Source organism: uncultured Aquincola sp., from assembly GCF_964001545.1.
Taxonomy (GTDB): domain Bacteria; phylum Pseudomonadota; class Gammaproteobacteria; order Burkholderiales; family Burkholderiaceae_C; genus Aquincola.
In genome coordinates, this window is sequence record NZ_CAXFDV010000149.1 from 1 (window position 1) to 4,150 (window position 4,150).

Annotated in this window: 3 protein-coding genes; 2 read left to right on the forward strand and 1 reads right to left on the reverse strand. The window is 68.0% G+C overall.

Annotation, left to right across the window (positions count from 1 at the left end):
- Positions 1–10: 10 nt before the first annotated feature.
- Complete coding sequence (locus ABNT58_RS05045) at positions 11–943, reverse strand: LysR family transcriptional regulator (protein ID WP_348752414.1); 933 nt, start codon at positions 941–943, stop codon at positions 11–13.
- Between the two features lie 144 nt (positions 944–1,087).
- Between ABNT58_RS05045 and ABNT58_RS05050 the strand changes: the two genes are divergently transcribed.
- Positions 1,088–2,803, forward strand: coding sequence for a DUF1302 domain-containing protein (locus ABNT58_RS05050; protein WP_348752415.1), 1,716 nt, complete (start codon positions 1,088–1,090; stop codon positions 2,801–2,803).
- 23 nt (positions 2,804–2,826) lie between these two features.
- A partial coding sequence (locus ABNT58_RS05055) for a DUF1329 domain-containing protein (protein ID WP_348752416.1) occupies positions 2,827–4,150 on the forward strand: 1,324 nt, incomplete at its 3' end.

Consider the following 4,150-nt stretch of genomic DNA (forward strand, 5'->3'; position numbering starts at 1 on the left):
CTGGCGTCCTTCAGTGCGGCACCGTGTCCATCGCCGCGTCCATCGCGGCCGCGGCCCGGTGCAGCAGCTGGCGCAGCCAGGCCAGGCCCGGGTCCTGGGTGCGGTACTTGTGCCATTGCAGGCCCTGCTCCATCGCCGGCAGCGGCAGCGGCGGCGCCCGCAGCGCGATGGGCAGCGAAGGCAGCAGCTTCAGCGCCAGCCGCTTGTGCACCGTGGCCACGAAATCGGTGCCCACCACCAGCGGCGCCAGCGACGCAAAGCCGTAGCTGGTCACGGCCACCTGCCGCTCGATGCCGTGGCGCTTGACGAACGAGGCCTCGAACGAATCGCCGAATGAGCCGGGCGGCCGCATCACCACATGGCGGGCGGCGACGTAGCGCTCCAGGTTGAACTCGCCGCGCGCCAGCGCGCCGTGGCGCCACACCACGCAGGTGAAGTCGTCGAGGTAGAGCTTTTCCTCGGGGTGGTCGGGCGAGACGAAACCCCGCGGGATGATGAGCAGGTCGGCCTCGCCCCGCTCCAGGCTGCGCTGCGGATGGCTCACCTGCGGCAGGAACTCGAAGCGGGCGCTGCAGCGTTCGGCATGGGCCAGCGCCATCAGGTGCGGCACGAACACCATCTGGGTGTAGTCGGACACGAAGATGCGGAACACCCGGTCGGACTTGGCCGGCTCGAACGCGGGCGGTATGGCAATCGCACTGTCCACCCGCACCAGCACGTCGCGCACCGCCTCGTGCAGGCCCAGCGCCCGCGGCGTGGGCTCCATGCGGCGGCCCACCTGCACCAGCAGGTCGTCGTCGAAGTACTCGCGCAGCCGCGCCAGCGCATTGCTGGTGGCCGAGGGGCTGAGATTCAGGCGGTCGGCCGCCTTGGTGATGCTGCAGTCGGTCAGCAGCGCGTCCAGCGCCACCAGCAGGTTGAGGTCGAGTCGGTTGAAGCGCATCGGGCAGGTCCGCGGCTTCGGGGGTTAACCCCAAAACCATTCACGGCATCGAATCGTCGATTGGAAAGAAGCCATTTTTCATGAGGCTTCGCAATCCTTAGTCTCTGGCTTACCCGATACCCATCAACACAACGGAGACAAGGAATGGCCTCAAGCCAAGCCGCGGATGAACTCGTGCCTGCCACCTGGCAGGCCGCGCCGGCCAGGGAAACAAGCAGGGTGCTGCGCCGGCGACATGTGGTGGCGCTGGCGGCCATGGCGGCGTGCCAGGCCCAGGCCTTCGAGTTCAACACCGGCGACAGCGAACTCAAGCTGCGCTGGGACAACACCGTGAAGTACAGCGCCATGGCGCGGCTGCAGAAGCCCTCGGCCGGCTTGTCGCGCACGGCCTTCGGGCCTACCGGCGTGGTGGGGCCCAACAACCTCAACCAGGACGACGGCGACAACAACTTCAGCCGCGGCATCGTCAGCAACCGGCTCGACCTGCTGAGCGAGCTGGACGCCAACTGGCGCAACTTCGGCGGACGGCTGAGCGCCGCCGCCTGGTACGACGGCGTCTACAACCGCGACAACCAGAACCAGAGCAGCAGCGCCAACCACAGCCCGCGCAACGAGTTTCCGGCCGAAACGCGCGACCTGATGGGCCGCAAGGCCGAGATCCTGGACGCCTTCGTGTTCGGCCGCTTCGACGTGGCCGACAAGCCGGTGACGCTGCGGCTGGGCAAGCACTCGCTGCTGTGGGGCGAGAGCCTGTTCTTCGGCGCCAACGGCATTGCCGGCGGCATGGCGCCGCTGGACCTGATCAAGCTGCAGTCGGTGCCCAGCGCCACCTTCAAGGAAGTGGCGCGGCCCACCGGCAAGTTGTCTGGACAAGTGCAGCTGAGCCCCGAGGTGTCGGTGGGCGCCTATGTGGCCTACGAATGGGAGAAGACCCGGCTGATGCCGGCGGGCGCCTACCTGTCAACCAGCGACACGCTGGGCCCGGGTGCCGAGCGCATCAACGCCGGGCCCACCGGCGTGTTCGTGCGCCAGTCCGACCTGGGCGCGCGCAACGGCGGCCAGGGCGGCCTGCAGCTGCGGTGGCGGGTCGATGCGATCGACACCGACCTGGGCTTTTACGCCATCCGCTACCACGCCACCGGGCCCAGCAACATCTGGAACACGCTGTCGGGCCTGCCGCCCGCGCTCAGCGCCAGCAGCTACCGCTGGGTGTACCACGAGGGCATCCGCGCCTTCGGCATGAGCTTTTCCAAGACGGTGGGCGAATGGGGCCTGGCCGGCGAAGCCTCGTACCGGCAGAACACGCCGCTGGCCAGCTCGGGCCAGTCGGTGATCCCCGCCATCGGCGTGGGCACCGGCTACGACAACAACGACAACCCCGGTTATGCGGTGGGCGAGACGGCGCACCTGCAGTTCTCGTGGATCGCCAGCCTGGGGCCCAACTTCCTGGCGCAGGAGTCCAGCTTCGTCGGGGAGGTGGCCTGGAACCGCCGGGTGAAGGTCACGCGCAACCCCGAGATGCTCAACCCCAATGCCGACCGCACGGCGACGGCGCTGCGCTTCACCTTCTCGCCCAGCTACCGCCAGGTGGTGCCCGGCCTGGACCTGACGCCCAGCGTGGGCCTGGGCTACGCCTGGGGCAATTCGTCGGCGGTGGGCCCGGCCTTCGGCATCAACAAGGGCGGCGACCTGAGCCTGGGCCTGGGCGCCGTGTACCTGGGCAACTGGAACGCGAACCTGAACTACGTGCGATTCCTCGGCCCAGAAGGCCCGACGCTGGACAACGCCAACAACGCCCAGTTCAAGCAGGCCCTGAAGGACCGCAACTTCGTGACCCTGTCGCTGCGCACCACCTTCTGAACAGACCCCCGGAGACAAGCCCCATGCCATACGCCCAACGGCCCGCTGTGCCCACCCGCGCCCTCACACGCGGCATTACACGCGGCATTTCACGCGGCCTGATCGCCGCCGCCGCCCTGATCGCCACCTTGCCGCCAGCGCTGGCCGGCGTCGGTACCGACGAAGCCGCCAGGCTCAAGACCACGCTCACGCCGCTGGGCGCCGAGAAGGCCGGCAATGCCGACGGCAGCATCCCGACCTGGAGCGGCGGCTACACCACGCCGATCGCGGGCTTCAAGAACGGGGGCCGCCGCGGCGACCCCTTTGCCAACGAGAAGCCGCTTTACAGCATCACCGCCGACAACATGGGCAAGTACGCGGCGCTGCTGAGCGAAGGCACGCAAGCCCTGCTCAAGAAGTACCCGCAGACCTACCGGGTCGACGTCTACAAGACGCACCGCACCGCGGCGGCGCCGCAATGGGTGTACGACAACACCTTCAAGAACGCCACCAACGCCAAGCTGGAAGGCGCCATTGTCAAGGGTGCCTATGGCGGTATTCCCTTCCCCATTCCCAAGTCGGGCGAAGAGGTCATGGCCAACCATGAGCTGCACTGGCGCGGCGAAGCCTGGCAGAACGACTTCCGCGGCTACCTGGTCACCGCCACCGGCCAGCGCGTGCTGTCGGTAGAAGGCAATGGCGAGTGGCAGATGCCGTATTACGCGCAAGGCCAGGAAGCAAGGTTCAGCGGCGACTACTGGCTGATCCGGCTGGTCAACAGCGGCCCGCCGGTGCGCGCGGGCGAGGCCATCACCGGCCGCCTGAACCTGGACCCGGACAAGAGCAACACCTGGGTGTACCTGACCGGCCAGCGCCGTGTGCGCAAGCTGCCCAATGCCTGCTGCGACACGCCCACGCCGGCCAGCGCGGGCGTGGCCAGCTTCGACGAGATCGACGTCTTCGGCGGCCGCAACGACCGCTTCAACTGGAAGATCGTCGGCAAGCAGGAGATGCTGATTCCCTACAACAGCAACCGCCTGCACACGCCCACGAAGGACAGCGAGGTGCTGCTGGCCAACCACCTGAACCCCGACCATGTGCGCTGGGAGCTGCACCGGGTGTGGGTGGTGGAAGCCACGCTCAAGCCCGGCCAGCGCCACCAGGCGCCCAAGAGCCGCTACTACCTGGACGAAGACACCTGGGTGGCCGTGCTGGGCGACCGCTGGGACGCCAATGGCCAGCTGTGGAAGACGATCTGGGCCCATCCGGTGGTGATGCCCGACCTGCCAGCCACCACGCCGCAGCAGCAGTGGGGCTTCAACGACCTGATCTCGGGCGCCTGGTATGCCAGCGGCGTGGTCAATGAGC

What these genes read in the sequence shown, in the direction of transcription:
- ABNT58_RS05045 (WP_348752414.1), bottom strand. Translation starts at nt 943, where the DNA reads ATGCGCTTCAACCGACTCGACCTCAACCTGCTGGTGGCGCTGGACGCG.
- ABNT58_RS05050 (WP_348752415.1), top strand. Translation starts at nt 1,088, where the DNA reads ATGGCCTCAAGCCAAGCCGCGGATGAACTCGTGCCTGCCACCTGGCAG.